13 protein-coding genes are annotated in these 16,084 nt (G+C 61.7%); 5 read left to right on the forward strand and 8 right to left on the reverse strand.

The genetic code is table 11. From position 1 onward, the window contains the following. Nucleotides 1-3,675 precede the first annotated feature (3,675 nt). The 8 genes from AC3A4Z_RS17135 to rpmH all read right to left on the reverse strand — a co-directional run bounded on the left by AC3A4Z_RS17135 (nucleotide 3,676) and on the right by rpmH (nucleotide 9,432). Complete coding sequence (locus AC3A4Z_RS17135) at nucleotides 3,676-5,007, reverse strand: ParB/RepB/Spo0J family partition protein (RefSeq protein ID WP_498712845.1); 1,332 nt, start codon at nucleotides 5,005-5,007, stop codon at nucleotides 3,676-3,678. Nucleotides 5,008-5,073: 66 nt separating this feature from the next. Continuing rightward, nucleotides 5,074-6,141, reverse strand: coding sequence for a ParA family protein (locus AC3A4Z_RS17140; protein ID WP_498712846.1), 1,068 nt, complete (start codon nucleotides 6,139-6,141; stop codon nucleotides 5,074-5,076). 89 nt (nucleotides 6,142-6,230) lie between these two features. Beyond that, nucleotides 6,231-6,881: a 16S rRNA (guanine(527)-N(7))-methyltransferase RsmG gene (gene rsmG, locus AC3A4Z_RS17145; protein WP_050057118.1), complete on the reverse strand. Its 651-nt coding sequence runs from the start codon at nucleotides 6,879-6,881 to the stop codon at nucleotides 6,231-6,233. A gap of 21 nt (nucleotides 6,882-6,902) precedes the next feature. Then, on the reverse strand, nucleotides 6,903-7,469 hold the full coding sequence (locus tag AC3A4Z_RS17150) for a R3H domain-containing nucleic acid-binding protein (protein WP_493971315.1): 567 nt from the start codon (nucleotides 7,467-7,469) through the stop codon (nucleotides 6,903-6,905). Continuing rightward, nucleotides 7,469-8,446, reverse strand: coding sequence for a membrane protein insertase YidC (yidC, locus tag AC3A4Z_RS17155; protein ID WP_493971314.1), 978 nt, complete (start codon nucleotides 8,444-8,446; stop codon nucleotides 7,469-7,471). The genes AC3A4Z_RS17150 and yidC overlap by 1 nt, the downstream gene beginning before the upstream one ends. A 15-nt stretch (nucleotides 8,447-8,461) precedes the next feature. Further along, nucleotides 8,462-8,854, reverse strand: coding sequence for a membrane protein insertion efficiency factor YidD (gene yidD, locus AC3A4Z_RS17160; RefSeq protein WP_200900865.1), 393 nt, complete (start codon nucleotides 8,852-8,854; stop codon nucleotides 8,462-8,464). Continuing rightward, nucleotides 8,847-9,254 (reverse strand): ribonuclease P protein component, encoded by a 408-nt coding sequence (rnpA, locus tag AC3A4Z_RS17165; protein WP_493971313.1) that lies wholly within the window; start codon nucleotides 9,252-9,254, stop codon nucleotides 8,847-8,849. Before rnpA ends, yidD begins: the two co-directional genes overlap by 8 nt. A 40-nt stretch (nucleotides 9,255-9,294) precedes the next feature. Then, the gene (gene rpmH / locus AC3A4Z_RS17170; RefSeq protein WP_003800212.1) at nucleotides 9,295-9,432 is read right to left on the reverse strand and encodes a 50S ribosomal protein L34; all 138 of its coding nucleotides are present in this window, start codon (nucleotides 9,430-9,432) and stop codon (nucleotides 9,295-9,297) included. A 469-nt stretch (nucleotides 9,433-9,901) separates the two neighbouring features. Between rpmH and dnaA the strand changes: the two genes are divergently transcribed. From dnaA to AC3A4Z_RS17195, 5 genes are all read left to right on the forward strand, one after another. Continuing rightward, nucleotides 9,902-11,323: a chromosomal replication initiator protein DnaA gene (gene dnaA, locus AC3A4Z_RS17175; protein WP_498712847.1), complete on the forward strand. Its 1,422-nt coding sequence runs from the start codon at nucleotides 9,902-9,904 to the stop codon at nucleotides 11,321-11,323. 524 nt (nucleotides 11,324-11,847) lie between these two features. Then, nucleotides 11,848-12,972, forward strand: coding sequence for a DNA polymerase III subunit beta (gene dnaN / locus AC3A4Z_RS17180; protein WP_050057273.1), 1,125 nt, complete (start codon nucleotides 11,848-11,850; stop codon nucleotides 12,970-12,972). A 114-nt stretch (nucleotides 12,973-13,086) separates the two neighbouring features. Beyond that, the gene (gene gnd, locus AC3A4Z_RS17185) at nucleotides 13,087-13,971 is read left to right on the forward strand and encodes a phosphogluconate dehydrogenase (NAD(+)-dependent, decarboxylating) (RefSeq protein WP_498712848.1); all 885 of its coding nucleotides are present in this window, start codon (nucleotides 13,087-13,089) and stop codon (nucleotides 13,969-13,971) included. 45 nt (nucleotides 13,972-14,016) lie between these two features. After that, entirely contained in the window at nucleotides 14,017-15,219 is a 1,203-nt protein-coding gene (recF, locus tag AC3A4Z_RS17190; RefSeq protein WP_498712849.1) for a DNA replication/repair protein RecF, read from the forward strand. After that, nucleotides 15,212-15,769 carry a DciA family protein gene (locus tag AC3A4Z_RS17195; protein ID WP_498712850.1) on the forward strand — a complete coding sequence of 186 codons (558 nt, stop codon included), beginning with the start codon at nucleotides 15,212-15,214 and terminating at the stop codon, nucleotides 15,767-15,769. The genes recF and AC3A4Z_RS17195 overlap by 8 nt, the downstream gene beginning before the upstream one ends. The last annotated feature ends 315 nt before the right edge of the window (nucleotides 15,770-16,084 follow it).

The following is a 16,084-nucleotide window of genomic DNA, read 5'->3' on the forward strand; positions in this document are numbered from 1 at the left end:
TGTGCCGTTTTGGACCCAGCCTTCTGGTATCCCTTGGTCCTCCCATTCAAGGGCGTACCCGTGTGTGATGGCCCGCGCGTCAGCAGTGCAGCACAAGCCCAGTCTCGATGAAGCAACAACACCGCGGATCTCTGGACTCAGTCTCGGGCGCTGCATCTCGAGGGTCTCCCTTGCACGTCAGCCCGTGCAGAAGGTACGGCTAAGGACCCGCATGATTGGCCGTTCTGCCCGGGTCCGGTCAAGAGTATATTCGGGGCCAACAGGAATTTCGCTATTGCGCGGCAGCAGCCACAACCGCTCGTGGCATCCCTTCCTGTTTCACGTGAAACGGCGCAGGTTCGATGCAGCATCTCCTGGCCCTCTGAGGCCTTGGGCTACGCATTCCCTCTTGAGTTGCCTAGCTAGCCGAGGCGCCACTTAGCAGTCCATTCCCACCCCCGTTCTGTGCAAAAGAATGGGGACGTTATGAGTAGGGTGGCAAGCATTCACTAGGCCTGTCCGCAAGCGACCCCATGGGGGCCCCCTCTGTCCCTTTCTGGAACCAGGCGTGGTGGCCATTAGTTCTGTGTCGGAGTACGTGTTGTCTGTAATAGCCCTCTACCGCCAAGGGGGCAGCACCGCCCAATCTCGTCATAGCGTCGCCGCTCACTGCCGAGTGTCATGCAGACCGATCGGCAGCAGACTGCCTCACCGCTATGGAATCACCTATTTCGGCTGGGGCTGGCGGGCGGAGTGGAGCACCTGCCCATCGCTTTTGTGCGGAAGGAGTTGCGCGGGTAGTGCTGCTGCAAGCCTCTTCACGGCGGGCCGCCGCAGGCAGTGCCATGCCCCATGTCCTATAACGGAATGGTTGTTGCTGGACAGGGTCGCATCCCGGCCGCCGGGCATCGCGCCGCAATGCAGCCGAACAGGCACGTTCAGCGCGCGTGGTCGTCTGAAGAATCGGCGCAGCTCAGGCCCACGCACCGGGCTGCGGCCCATAGTTATCCCCACGATATCCACAGTCCTTACATTCCAATATCCACAGAGTTATCCACAGGTGCCAGCGGCCGCTGTTGGTAGACAACACATCACAGCGCCGCCCAAGCGCAACCGGTGCTTCCAGCACGACGGTATGCAGTCCACGAGGACAGGACCGCCAGCGCAGTTGCGGAGCCAGACTCTGCCCAAAAATACCGCCAGTAAACCCCAAACCGCCGAATTTGACCTGGTGCCGGACCGCCAACTTCGCCAGCAGACCCGGTAGTAGAAGCAGGGGCGCAGTTTCACGTGAAACAGGTCACAACCGCCTTGCCAAGACCAGGACTGATCCATCTCCTGCTGCGCTGGAGTCGGGATGAGAACATCATCACATCCACAGGGGACGCCAGGACTATCCACACAGTTATCCACAGCCTTATCCACCGCTCCGCGTGCCAACCACAGTCGACTAAGCGACCAAGGCCTCTACGCTGCAGCACTCCCCAAGGACCCACTTTCGGGGGCTGATGCAGGTCCTCACTGTGAGTGGGAGGACAGCTCCATGTATCGTCAAGCTGCCGGTCCCACTGTGGGAAGGTGGACTCGATAGGGCGAGTTCGCAGCAGCTTACCTGAGGTCGCTGACGGCAACATCATCGGCCCACGCGTTAGGGGTACGGATACAAAAGACGCGCAGGCGGACGGCATGATGCTCCTGCCAGCGGAACGTCGGCTGCGGCCTTAGAGGAAGCCGCACCGAGCTTCGGGGAACGTGTGTGTCGCCCCCCCAGGGTATCGGTTCCCAGCTGTCGGAAAGTTGTTCTGCCATCGCTCGGGGTAAGGCCCTGGAGCTGGTGATGTCCAAGCCACCAAGTACGGTGGATGCGCGCCGCTCGTAGGTCGGACGGATTGACCTGTCACGCTCTAGGGTCGGAACATGACCGCTGCAATCGGCGCCCGTCAGCTAGCCAGTTCCCGAAGCGGGCTAGGGTCGGCGAAGTACGGGGGAGACCCAGTCCTCTACTTCCGGGTGTGCGTTGGAGTGGGAGGGGGAGAGACTGTGACTCAGGCCCAGGGCATAGTCCCCTTCGCATTCCAGGAGACTACCACAATGACCTGCTGCGGAACGGGTGGTCGTCTAAGCTGAGCTAAGAGAAGGGACGGGTCCCCCTGATTTGGGCAGTCCCGCCAGTGACGGGACTAGCCACGGTTTCACGTGAAACATGAGAGGGCCCGCTTGTGGAAAAGTCGCATGCTAATCGCCTGAGGCCTTTCGGAGCCACTGATGATAAATTCGATGCTAACGCGGCAGTGCAATTTCGGGGCGAGCAAGTTGTCGGAAAGCAATAGATCGAACACGGACCTGGAGTCCTGCAATTCACCTGCATGGGTCCAGGCTTGTGAGTTTGGCGAGAAGGCGAACCTCCCAGGCCTCGCCTGGAACCCGCGCGTACTCCGTCTTTCCTTCAGACCTCTTGTCCCGAATGCTCTGCGCAAAAGCTGCCCTAGGGGCGGGTACCACATTGGCAATGCTGCTGAGAAACAACAATATCTTGCTCGTGACGTCTCGTCACACTCAAGGGGCGCAGTAAGCAAGAGGTCGATGGGTGATGCTAGGAAGCATGCGAGGGGAGTAGCCGGCACCGTCTGCGGGCCCAGCCGCGACCTAACCGCGACTGCGAGGTCGGGGGATGCAGACACAATCATGTGGACTGGGGGAATCGTTGACCAGATCCGGAGCGTTGCAAGGACCTGAGGGAGTGACAAAGTATCTGTCCGATCGCTGGCCGAACCACAGCAACTGGCAGCAATTTCGACCACAGCCTGTGCCTCTAGTGAGGAGCTGCGTGAAGGGGAGAGCCCTACACCCATCGAGTGTTTCACGTGAAACGAATGCAGGCCGGCTTCCTCACTCCGCTACCCATCCAGTCGTACGAGGCCAACAGGCTCAGTGATAAGCGATAAAGGTTGGAATGCCATGAGCTAAATGGCTAGGTTTTCAAGAACTTCGGTTGATATTGCTGCTGGCATCTCCGAAGCTCGCAAAATGGACTCTTAGGAAGGCTGGCGGAACGACTGCACCAGCCACGTGCGGACCCCTCGCGGCTGGACCCAGCTTAAGCGCGGCTGCTTTGGCAATGCCGTGAGCTGGGAATCGCTCCGCCGCGCTCCCAACCAACGAAGCTGGGCTTCCTGATGCTTTAAGAAGTGAATCAAAGGGCGGCCGGAAGCAAGACGTCCTCCACGGCACGGTTCCGACCCAATTGTGTGCGGATCACTATGGAGGAACCAGAGAGTCAAAAACGATCAGCACGTCCAAACGTGGATGCCCGCATCTGACGACGGGTGACTGCTAGCGAAGGCTCGCGCCAGAAATAATGCAAGGTACGTTTCACGTGAAACGCTAAACATGCAGGGCCGAAGGCCCGGCCGCCACGCTACAGGCACGTTCTTCAGATTTATGGACGCGATGTAGGCAGCAGCCAGGCAACCAAATGTACGCCACTACTCTAATCCCTATAGATCGCCGGCGTCCGCGACGGCGCCACCAACGACAGGAAGCAAATGAACGCCCGCGCGACCCAGCAGGCTACCTGCACAACTACCCCACCCTTGCGCGGGAACTGACGGGAACTGATATCACCAAAGAATCGCGCAGCAGCCACCCGAGACCGCGAAAAAGGGAAAAGCGAAGGACGCCAGTCCTGGCTCGCTGTTAGTTATCAGCTCCGGGCGCCAAAACATCCATGATCCGGTTGAGATCCTCAACGCTGGCAAACTCGATGCTGACCCGTCCCTTGCGAACGCCAAGCGAGATCTTGACGTTGGTATCCAGGCGGTCCGACAGCGAGGAGGCCAAGTAGTCGAGACGCTCATGACGGGCCCCAGGGCGGGGAATGTTGTTCTTGGCGGGCTTAGCCGGATCCTGGTACAGCGTCACGGCCTCTTCTGTGGCACGTACGGACATTCCCTCGGCGACGATGCGCTGGGCCAGCCGTTCCATGGCAGCAGCGTCAGGGAGCGCCAGGAGGGCGCGGGCATGGCCGGCTGAGAGAACCCCGGCAGCAACCCGGCGCTGGACAAGGGGAGGAAGCTTCAGCAAACGCAGGGTATTGGATACCTGCGGCCGCGACCGGCCAATGCGGTCGGCCAGCTGCTCGTGCGTGGTGCCGAAATCCTCAAGAAGCTGTTGGTAGGCCGCGGCCTCTTCGAGGGGGTTGAGCTGGCTCCGGTGAAGGTTCTCGAGAAGTGCATCGCGCAGGAGGTCGTCATCCGTGGTGTCCCTGACGATTGCGGGGATCGTCTCCAGCCCCGCAGCCTGCACGGCACGCCAGCGGCGCTCACCCATAACAAGCTCGTACGGTTCTCCACCTGATTCGGTAGACTTCCGCACCACAATTGGCTGGAGGACGCCGATTTCGCGGACAGAGTGAACAAGCTCAGCCATGTCGTCTTCATCGAAGACTGAACGCGGCTGTTTGCGGTTCGGATGGATGTCCGTGACAGGAATCTCGGCGAAGCGGACGCCCGGAACCTCTACCAGGTCAACGCCGTTGTCTGCCTCGAAAGGCGCGGCGGAAGCCGCGGGCAGGCCAGCCGGATCAGCAGCCGGCTCGCCAGGCTCTCCGGTTGCGTCCGCAGCCTTCTTCACGCTGGTCTTTGGCTTACCGGCACCGTTGGCGCTGGCCCCGTTCTTCGCAGCCGACCCGTTGGAAGACGCTGCGGATTCGGTAGCGCGCCGTGCAGTAGACGACTTCGCAGCTGTAGGTTTTCCTGCACCGTTGCTTGACGATTTGGCCGTTGCGCCCTGTGCGGCTGCTTCGGCGAAGTCAGTTTCCGGGGAGCCGGCATCCATTCCGGCCGCGGATTCTTCCGCAGCAGTAGAATCCAGCACCGCTTCGGTGGGATCAGTCTTCCTGCGTCCCTCAGGGAAGAAGAGATCGACAGGGCGCGCAACTGCTGTGCCGTTGCCCGCACCGTTAGCACCGGCGGAACTCGGAATCAGTGCGCCAAGACCGCGGCCTAAGCCCCGTCGCTTCTCGCTCATGGGTAAATCCCTCCAGTGGAAGAGCCAGGACGAGCCGGACTCCAGTTGTTGCAATTCTTGAAGATTTTAGCGTTCTGCTATTTCAGCAGCGGCTTCCAGATAGGACAGTGCGCCACTGGATGAGGGATCGTAAGTCATCACCGTCTGCTGGTAGCTCGGAGCCTCCGAGATGCGCACCGACCGCGGTACCACTGCAGACAGGACCTGTTCCGGGAAGTGCTGGCGGACTTCGGCGGCTACCTGCGCTGCAAGGTTGGTGCGGCCGTCGTACATGGTGAGCAGAATAGTGGATACCACCAGGTCAGCGTTGAGATGCTTCTGGATCATCTCGATGTTCTTGAGCAGCTGGCTCAAGCCTTCCAGGGCGTAGTACTCGCACTGGATGGGAATGAGGACTTCGTTGGCTGCACAGAATGCGTTGACCGTCAGAAGGCCAAGGCTCGGCGGGCAGTCGATGAAGATGTAGTCCAGCCGCTGCTCGCCATTCTTCTCCCGGACCTTTGCGTAAACATCGATAGCGCGGCGGAGCCGCTGCTCGCGGGCCACCAGGGACACGAGTTCAATTTCCGCACCCGCCAAATGGATGGTGGCGGGAGCACAAATGAGGTTCCCGATATCCGGGCACTGGGCCACGACGTCGGCCAAAGGAACATCGTTGATCAGGACGTCGTAGATGCTGTCCACGTCGGCGTGGTGTTCGATGCCCAGGGCTGTGGAGGCATTGCCCTGGGGGTCAATGTCAATGACCAGGACGTTGAGCCCGGCGGCTGCGAGGGCCGCAGCGATATTAACGGTGGTGGTGGTCTTGCCGACACCACCCTTTTGGTTGGACACGGTGAAGACGCGCGTTTTCTCGGGGCGCGGCAGCTGGCGGCCCACCAGCCGCTCCCGGCGGCGCGTCTCATGCGCCAGTTCCCGGGCGATAGGACTGGAGTCATCAATAGCGTCGATGATGTTCCCCCTACCCGTAGAGGTTGTTTCACGTGAAACGAAGACAGGGGACGTGTTCGCTACCGCACCGGGTTGATTTCCGAGTACACCGGAGGCGCCCGAAACAGTCCCAGCGAAAGATCGTGCGGACCCCAGAGACACAAACGGGGGTATCCGTTGTGTGGAGGATTCGCTACTGGTCACTGGGGCACACTCACTCTCGTTCAGCTATTTTTGCTGCCGTTGACTAGCCTAACTGCTTACCCCGGCAGACTGCGGCTGCCGGGCCAACACTAGGGCTTCTTTTGGGACTTGTTTACAACGATGCGTACTACGGTGGTGGGCTCTTCCAGCAGGTTCTCGCCAACTGTCAGGACGGACGTCTCAACGCCGCCAAGCTTCCGGATAACCTTGGCCGCCTTCTCGATTTCCTCGCCGGCACTGCGGCCCTTGATGGCAACCACTTCACCCTTACCTCCGAGCAGCGGGATGGTGAGGCCGGCAAGGTTGGTCAGGGCAGAAACGGCGCGGGCGGTCACAACATCGGCGTCAACATGCCCGACAGCCAGTTCAGCACGGGTTCGCATAACGGTGACGTTGTCCAGGCCCAGATCGTCCACCACTTCCTGAAGCCAGATCACCCGCCGCTCCAGCGGCTCGATCAGGGTCAGCTCCAGGTCTGGCCGGGCAATGGCCAAGCATAGGCCCGGGAGTCCAGCGCCGCTTCCGACGTCGGCAACGTGGCTTCCATGGGCTATTGCGCTTTCAATGACGGCACAGTTCAGGACATGCCGGCTCCAGAGCCTGGGAATCTCGCGGGGACCAATCAGCCCGCGCTCGGTACCCGAAGTTGCCAGGTGTTCCACATAACGCTTAGCGAGGTCCAGGCGGTCACCGAAGATCTTCTCGGCGGCCAGAAGCTCGGATGGAGTGATGTCAACCATGATCAGCGAACCAGCAATTCCCTAGTCCGCGGATACAACGATGTGGCGTCCGGCGCCTTCGCCCTCGGACTCACTCACCAGGCCCAGGTCGGCAACGGCGTCATGGACGATCTTACGTTCGTAGGCGCTCATCGGTTTGAGGGCGACTGCCTCACCGGTCTTCTTCACGGTGGCGGCCGCATCCTCGGCGATCTTTTGCAGGTGGCCGGTCCGTTCCTTCCGGTACCCGTTGATGTCCAGCACCAGCCGGGACCTGTTTTCCGTGGCGGACAGCACGGAAAGGCGGGTCAGTTCCTGCAGGGCTTCAAGGACTTCGCCGTCCTCGCCCACGAGGCTGTCGAGGCTGTCCGACTCCTCCTCGGTAACGATGGAGATGTAGGTGCGCCCGTTCCGGACCTCGATGTCGATGTCACCGTCGATGTCTGCAATGTCCAGCAGTTCCTCGAGGTAATCGGCTGCGACGTCGCCTTCTTCCTCCAGGCGGCTCGCGGAAGAAGCCTTGGGGGAGGAACTGTCCTGGTCCACGGACTCGTCCTGCTCGTCAATCGTCTCTTCAGAAAGGGCCTGTTCGGTACTCTCGGCTGACATTACTTCTTCTTCCTGTTCTTGCGTTGTGGCTGAGTGCGCTGTCCCTTGGCCTGCGCGACGGCAGCGGCAGCGGCCGCTGCGTCGGCGTCGTCGTCCTTCTTACCGGTCAGGATCGAAAGGGCCGGAAGCCCCTTGGCGGCACGGCGCTCGGCGAGGGCCTTCGCTGCGGGGGATCCCGGCGTCGGCATGCGGCGGATGACAAAGAACTGCTGGCCCATGGTCCAGAGGTTAGTGGTGGTCCAGTAGATCAGGACACCGATGGGGAAGTTGATGCCGCCCACGCCGAACACGATGGGCAGGATGTATAGCATCATCTTCTGCTGGCGCATAAAGGGGCTGGCCATGGCTTCTTCAGACATGTTCTTGGCCATGATCTGCTTCTGGGTGATGAACTGCGAGGCCGTCATGGCAAGGATCATCACGATAGAAAGGATCCACACAGCAACCTGGTTACCGCCACCTCCGCCATGCAGCAGGGAGGCGGACAGCGGGGCGCCGAAGATACTCGAGGAGTCGAACTGAACCACCTGCTCATGGCTCAAGGCTCCGATGCCCTTGCCCTGGTCCTTCGCGGCGGTGATACCGGAAAGCACCTGGAACAGGGCGAAGAAGAACGGCATCTGGATCAGCATGGGCAGGCAGGCGGAGAACGGGTTGGTCCCATGCTTCTTGTACATGGCCATCTGTTCCTGCGCCATGGCCTGGCGGGACAGCTGGTCGGTCTTGCCCTTGTACTTGTCCTGCAATTTCTTCAGGTCAGGCTGCAGCAGCTGCATACCCCGCTGGGCTTTGATCTGCTTGACGAATACGGGAATCAGGGCAGCGCGGATCACCAGCACCAGGCCGATGATGGACAACGTCCACGTCCAACCATTGGCGGCAGGCAGGCCAATGGCGCTCAGGCCGTCATGGAAGCCCACCATGATGATGGACACAAGCCACTTGAACGGAAACATGATTGTTTCAAAGAAGTCCATACTTATCCCTATTCGTCAGGCCGCGGTGCGGCCTTCTCCATCAGTCCGAGCAGCCAGGTACTTGTCCGGGTTGTTCAGCACAACAATTGTGGGGGTCCGGCTGGCGGGCCATTCCCGGTGGCCGGCGGGGACGTGGTCCACACCGCCGGCATTCCATGGGTGGCATCGGGCAAGGCGGCGCACAGCGAGCCAGCTCCCCTTGACGGCACCATGGACAGTAATCGCTTCAAGGGCGTAGGCCGAGCATGAAGGAAAGAACCTGCAGACCTGGCCGTACAAGGGAGAAACCACCTTGCGGTAGGCCTTCAGCAGAAGAATGAGGATGTTGCGGGGCAGGTTCCAGAGGAACAGCACCACGGCGGCCACCACAGGATGGAAATGGGCGACGACGGCGGTGGCGTTACGCACGCGGTGTCCCCTCCTGTGTTGTACCGGCCGAACCATTGGCAGCCGCCCGGGGGCGGCCGGCCAGCCGGGCCATTGTCGATTCCAGTGCAGCGTTGTAATCCGACAGCAGCTGGTCCCAGCTGGCGGACGCGGACGCGGGCAGCGCCCTGACCACTATGGCGAACCCGGTACCGTACTCGCGCAGCGAGGCAGCACCGGCCTCCCTCAGTCTCCTCTTAACGAGGTTCCTGACCACAGCGTTCCCAACACCTTTGGAAACAATGAACCCGATCCGGCTGGGTTCGTCAGCAGCGATAGCTGCCGTATATAACACTACGTTCCGGCGTCCATTGCGGACACCGGAACGTACAGTTGTTGAAAAATCGGTTGCAGTCCTCAAACGGTTGCGGGTGGCCAGCACCTTAAACTCGCAAAGAAACGTCTACCGACAAGTCAGGTATTTACGCCGACAGCTCGGTACGGCCCTTGCCACGACGGGCTGCCAGGATGGCGCGGCCGGCACGGGTACGCATACGAAGGCGGAAGCCGTGCTTCTTGGCTCGACGGCGGTTATTCGGCTGAAAAGTCCGCTTGCTCACGTTAGTTACTCCAGTGGATCAAAGGTGCGCCCACCCGATCAGTTATGGGGAAGAACTGGCCGACGCTAAGTTTTGTATATGCACGCTTCCCCCGGCTGCCCAAACGCACTGCGTCTGAGAGATTCAGATGGGGCCAAAAAGCGGACACAAAGGACTTCACAACGTTAGGGCAATCCAGGGCGCCTAGTCAAACCGGAGCAGGCCACCGGCGCTATCCCCAGTTGTGGCAAACCTGCCCTTCAGGCCTGTGGATGAAGTGGCTCACAGGCCCCGATTCAGAACCACAACCGTGTAATTATCCACAAGCTACTTGCCAGCTATCTTCTAGGCTTTTCATCCCCTAGAGTGGCCCAGTAGCCGATTATCCACGTGCTGTGTATAACCCTGTGGATGAAGCTGAACCGGATCCTGGTTCCGTGCTGGCGGCTGCAGGCAATGCAGGCAAAGCAAGTTTTGAGGGAACCCATTGATGACAGTAGACGAAGCCAACCACGCCAATACTGTCGGAAGTTCCTGGCGGCGCGTTGTCAGCCTGCTGGAGAAGGACCACCGCGTTTCACCGCGGCAGCGTGGCTTTGTCATCCTCGCCCAGGCCCAGGGCTTGATCGGTTCCACCCTGCTGGTGGCAGTACCTAACGAGCTGACCCGCGAAGTGCTCCAGACCCAGGTCAAGGACGCACTGGACGATGCCCTGCACAGCGTCTTCTCCGAGGACATCCGCTGCGCCATTGACGTGGACACGGACCTGGTGCCCATCCACGAAGAGCCCGAACCCGTCGTCGAGCCTTCCTTCTCTGCTGACCAGCTGATCGAGCAGAAGCCGCAGCCGATGCTGCCCAGCACCTCCCACGAGTTCGGCCGGCTGAACCCCAAGTACGTCTTCGATACCTTCGTGATCGGTTCCTCGAACCGGTTCGCCCACGCTGCGGCCGTTGCCGTGGCGGAAGCGCCGGCCAAGGCGTACAACCCGCTCTTCATCTACGGCGATTCGGGCCTGGGAAAGACCCACCTCCTGCACGCGATCGGGCACTACGCCAGGCGTCTCTACAGCGGGATCCGGGTCCGGTACGTCAATTCGGAAGAATTCACCAACGACTTCATCAACTCCATCCGTGACGATGAAGGCGCCAGCTTCAAGACCACCTACCGCAACGTTGACGTCCTGCTGATTGATGACATCCAGTTCCTGGCCGGGAAGGACCGGACGCTGGAGGAGTTCTTCCACACGTTCAACTCGCTGCACAACAACAACAAGCAGGTGGTCATCACCTCGGACCAGCCGCCCAAGCTGCTCGCCGGGTTCGAGGACCGGATGAAATCCCGCTTCGAGTGGGGCCTCCTGACGGACATCCAGCCGCCGGAACTGGAAACGCGCATCGCCATCCTCCGCAAGAAGGCCCTCAGCGAAGGTCTTTCCGCTCCGGATGACGCCCTCGAATACATCGCGTCCAAGATTTCCAGCAACATCCGCGAACTTGAAGGCGCCCTGATCAGGGTTACCGCGTTCGCCAGCCTCAACCGCCAACCCGTTGACGTGGCCCTGGCCGAGATGGTGCTCAAGGACCTCATCACCGACGACGGCGCGCAGGAGATCACCTCCAGCCAGATCCTGCAGCAGACGGCCGAGTACTTCAAGCTCAGCATGGAAGAGCTCTGCAGCAAGTCCCGCACCAGGACCCTGGTCACCGCACGCCAGATCGCCATGTACCTGTGCCGGGAACTGACGGACATGTCACTTCCCAAGATCGGCCAGGAACTCGGCGGCCGCGACCACACCACTGTGATCCACGCAGACCGGAAGATCCGTGAACTGATGGCCGAGCGTCGTGTGATCTACAACCAGGTGACCGAGCTGACCAACCGGATCAAGCAGCAGCAGCGCGATTCCTGACGAAGCACCTATACCTTATTAACAGGTGCATGTGGATAAGCCTGTGGATAGTTAAGGGGACAACCGCGGTTAATGGGCTTAAAACCCTTAAGCCGCCTGTGGATCGGGAAAAACGCTAAAATTCTTATCCCCATCCACACCCTGTTTAAAACCTGCTCCGCCCACAATCCATGAACAGGGCTTAACCGCCGGATCCCGCGGCGGGAGCCAGTTATCCACAGTTTCCACAGCAGTTATTAACACTACTAATCCCAAAAATTTGAAGTCCCTCAAACAACAAGATCGATTCGCCCGCACCACATCGAGGGGCTGACGGCCCCAAGGGGCCAGCGGCGCGAAGTGGGGATGGGTTAATCCCGGATCTTCCGGCTAAGCTGTCAGCAGCGCTCCCATCCTTGGGTTTCTGCGTGGTTCAGGCAGCACGGACCATGCAGGTTCACGGCATGGGTCAACTCCTTGAGGGGCTTCCTGCGGGAAGTTTCGAAGCACACCACAGCAGCAGCAATGAAAGGCGGCACCCTTCCGTGAAGTTCAGAGTCGATCGGGACGTCCTGGCAGAAGCCGTCACCTGGACAGCCCGCTCGTTGTCTCCGCGGCCGCCGGTCCCCGTCCTTTCCGGCCTCCTTTTGAAGGCTGAAGCAGGCACGGTCAGCCTCTCGAGCTTCGACTACGAAACCTCCGCACGCCTGGAGATTGCCGCTGACATCCGGGACGAGGGGACCATTCTGGTTTCCGGCCGCCTCCTCGCCGACATCTGCCGCAGCCTGCCTTCGGCGCCGGTCGACGTCGAAACTGACGGCAACAAAGTCACCCTCACCTGCCGCCGGAGCAGCTTTCACCTGGCAACGATGCCGGAGGCTGAGTACCCGCCGCTTCCGGCCCTGCCGGCCGTCAGCGGAACAGTTCCGGGTGACTCCTTTGCCCAGGCCGTCTCCCAGGTGATCATTGCGGCGAGTAAGGACGACACCCTGCCCATCCTCACCGGGGTGCGGATGGAGATCGAGGATGACCTCATCACCCTGCTCGCTACTGACCGTTACCGCCTCGCGATGCGCGAAGTCCCGTGGAAGCCGGTCACTCCGGGTATTTCCACCAGCGCGCTGGTGAAGGCAAAAACCTTGAACGAAGTGGCCAAGACTTTGGGCAACAGCGGGGACATCCAGCTTGCCCTCTCGGATGATGACAGCCGGCTGATCGGTTTCGAAAGCGGCGGCCGCACCACCACATCCCTGCTGGTGGACGGGGACTACCCGAAGATCCGTTCGCTCTTCCCGGATTCCACGCCCATCCACGCCACGGTCCAGACCCAGGAACTTGTGGAAGCGGTACGCCGTGTCTCGCTCGTGGCGGAGCGCAACACCCCTGTCCGTCTGGCCTTCACCCAGGGCCTGCTCAACCTGGACGCCGGCACCGGCGAGGACGCCCAGGCCTCCGAGGAACTCGAAGCCCAGCTGTCCGGTGACGACATCACCGTGGCCTTCAACCCGCACTACCTGGTAGAGGGCCTAAGCGTCATTGAGACCAAGTTTGTCCGGTTCTCGTTCACCACGGCCCCGAAGCCGGCCATGATTACGGCGCAGGCAGACGCGGATGGCGAAGACCAGGATGACTACCGCTACCTCGTGATGCCGGTCCGCCTCCCCAACTAGTCCCCATCGGCTCCCAGCCTTCGCAAGCTCAGGCCGGGTCCCTCGCCGATGGGGCCCCAACCACCGCCACCCTCGCCTCATAGGCTCCCGCCATGCAGAAAGAGAACCCGCATAATGCACATTGGACTGATTGGCCTTGGCAAAATGGGATTCAACATGCGCGAACGCCTGCGCAAGGGCGGCGTGGAGGTCACCGGATACGATCGGAACCCGGACGTCACGGACGCCGGTTCCATCGATGAACTCATCGCAACCGTCCCAGCCCCGCGGCTCATCTGGGTGATGGTGCCGGCCGGCGACATCACCGACGCCGTCATCAAGGAACTGGGCGAAAAGCTGGACCAGGGCGACCTGGTGATCGACGGCGGCAACTCCCGCTTCACCGAGGACCAGAAGCACGGCGAACTCCTTGCCGCCAAGGGCATCCACTTCGCGGACTGCGGTGTGTCCGGAGGTGTGTGGGGGCTGCAGAACGGATATGGCCTGATGGCCGGCGGCGACGCGGCAGACATCGAACGTGCGCTTCCGGTTTTCGATGCCCTGCGTCCCGAAGGCGAACGGGCTGACAGTTTCGTCCACGTGGGCGGCATCGGCGCAGGCCACTACGCCAAGATGGTCCACAACGGCATCGAGTACGGCCTGATGCAGGCATATGCCGAGGGTTACCAGCTTCTCGCGTCCAAGGACATCATCAATGACCTGCCCGGCACCTTCCGTGCCTGGCAGAAGGGCACCGTGGTCCGGTCCTGGCTGTTGGACCTTTTGGTCAAAGCGCTGGACGAGGACCCGGGACTGCAGAACATCGACGACTACGTCGAGGACTCGGGCGAAGGCCGGTGGACTGTGGAAGAAGCCATCGCCAACGCCATCCCCGCACCTGCCATCACCGCCGCCCTGTTTGCCCGGTTCGAGTCCCGCGAGGACAGCTCCCCGGCCATGAAGATGGTGTCCGCCCTGCGCCACCAGTTCGGCGGCCACGCCACCCGTCCCGCCAAGTAGCAGCCAGCGGGGACCTGCGAGGTTCCCAGAATTGCCGAAAACCGCGTGTACATAGAACACCTTTCGCTGACTGATTTCCGCAGCTACGCCCAGGTGGACCTTGCCCTGGGCCCCGGCGTCACCGTCCTGGTGGGCTACAACGGCATCGGCAAAACCAACCTGATGGAAGCCATCGGGTACCTGGCCACCCTCAGCTCCCACCGCGTCAGCTCCGACGCTCCGCTGCTGAGGTTCGGCACCGAGCGTGCACTGGTCCGGGCCCGCCTGGTCCGCGGCGGCCAGATCACGGTCCTGGAACTGGAAATCAACGCCGGGCGGGCCAACCGCGGCCGGATCAACCGCAGCAACCCGGTGCGCGCGCGCGACCTGCTGGGCATCTGCCAGACTGTGCTTTTTGCCCCGGAGGACCTGGCCCTGGTCAAAGGCGATCCCTCCAACCGCCGCCGCTTCCTGGATGAACTCCTCGCCAGCCTGGTCCCGCATCATGCCGCCACCCGCAGTGATTACGACCGTGTGCTGAAGCAGCGCAATGCACTGCTGAAATCGGCCCGCGCAGGCAAATTCACGTCAGCCCATGAAGCAACACTCGACGTGTGGGACCAGCACATGGCCAAAGCCGGCGCCGAACTGCTGCATGCCCGGCTCGAGCTGGTGGAACGCTTGCGCCCGCACCTTGCCCGGGCGTACGCCGGGCTCACGGATACTTCAAAGCCCGCTGACGCCCTCTACCGCTCCACCCTTCAGAACCAGATGGACGACGACGGCGCCCCGGACTTACGGGCTGCCGGCAGCGAAGCCGGAGGTGTTTCAGCCGAGGCTGAGGACCTGCGCCGGCTCACTGTGGAGGAGCTGACGGAGCGCTACGTGCGCGCCTTCGCCGACGCCCGGCGCAAGGAACTGGAACGCGGCATTTCGCTGGTGGGTCCCCACCGCGACGAACTGGAACTGGTCCTGGGCCAGGCACCCGCGAAGGGGTATGCGTCCCACGGAGAAACCTGGTCCATGTGCCTGGCACTGCGGCTTGCTTCCTACTATGTGATGCTGGACGACGCACGCACCGGCGGATCCGCCCCCATCCTGATCCTCGATGATGTTTTTGCCGAGCTGGACGTGCAGCGCAGGCGTAAACTGGCGGCAATAGTCTCGGGCGCGGAACAGGTCCTGGTGACAGCCGCCGTCGACGCCGACATCCCGGAAGAGTTGTCCGGACGGCGGGTGAAGGTCATCGCGGGAGGTATCGATGAGTAGGGACGACAAAGAGGCCGGCCGGCAGCCCGGCCGCGAGCCCGACAACATTGATGCGCCCCAGGCAGCCCTGAACAGGATGCGGGAAGCTGCCGCTGCCCGGGGCGAGATCCGCAGGGCGGCGGTGAGGCCCGGTTCTCAAAAGGCCAAACGCGGGATCCGGGACACCCGCGGGTTCAGCCAGTTTCATGCCACCGGCCGGGATCCCTTGGGGCTGGGCAAGGTGGTGGGCCGCCTCGTGGCTGAACGCGGCTGGACGTCGCCCGTGGCCGTTGGCTCTGTGATGGCTGAATGGGCCACCTTGGTGGGGCCGGAAATTTCGGCCCACTGCACGCCCGAGAGCTTCACGGACACCACCCTGCACGTCAGGTGTGATTCAACCGCCTGGGCAACGCAGCTGCGGCTGCTCAGCGTGAGCCTGCTTGAGAAATTCCGGGTGGAACTGGGTGACGGGGTGGTCACAAGCATCCAGGTTCTGGGCCCCACCGCACCCAGTTGGCGCAAGGGCGGGCGCACAGTGAACGGGCGTGGACCCCGGGACACTTACGGATAGCCCGGCGCCGAACTCTTGAAAATCCTCTGATTGCCGTGTAGCGCCCTGGAAGGGCTGGAGGATGTATAGGCACCCGCAGGCCGGAGTTTCGGAGCGCCCTAGATGCGTCAACGGCCTGCGGGAGGCATCCTGCCCGCCATCCACGCCCCTGGAATGCGGGGATCCGGCCCGTTTCGCGGTAGAATCGTTGTAGATAACTGGGCGCCGGTGAAACGTTGACTGAGTCCGTTCTCCGCACGCTTCCAGCACGCGGATTTCGGATCCCACCATCAGCTAAGAGCCGGCGCCATAAGTTTGTGCCTGTTGGCGGACGGT

The organism is Arthrobacter sp. Soil_C_49, from assembly GCF_057656635.1.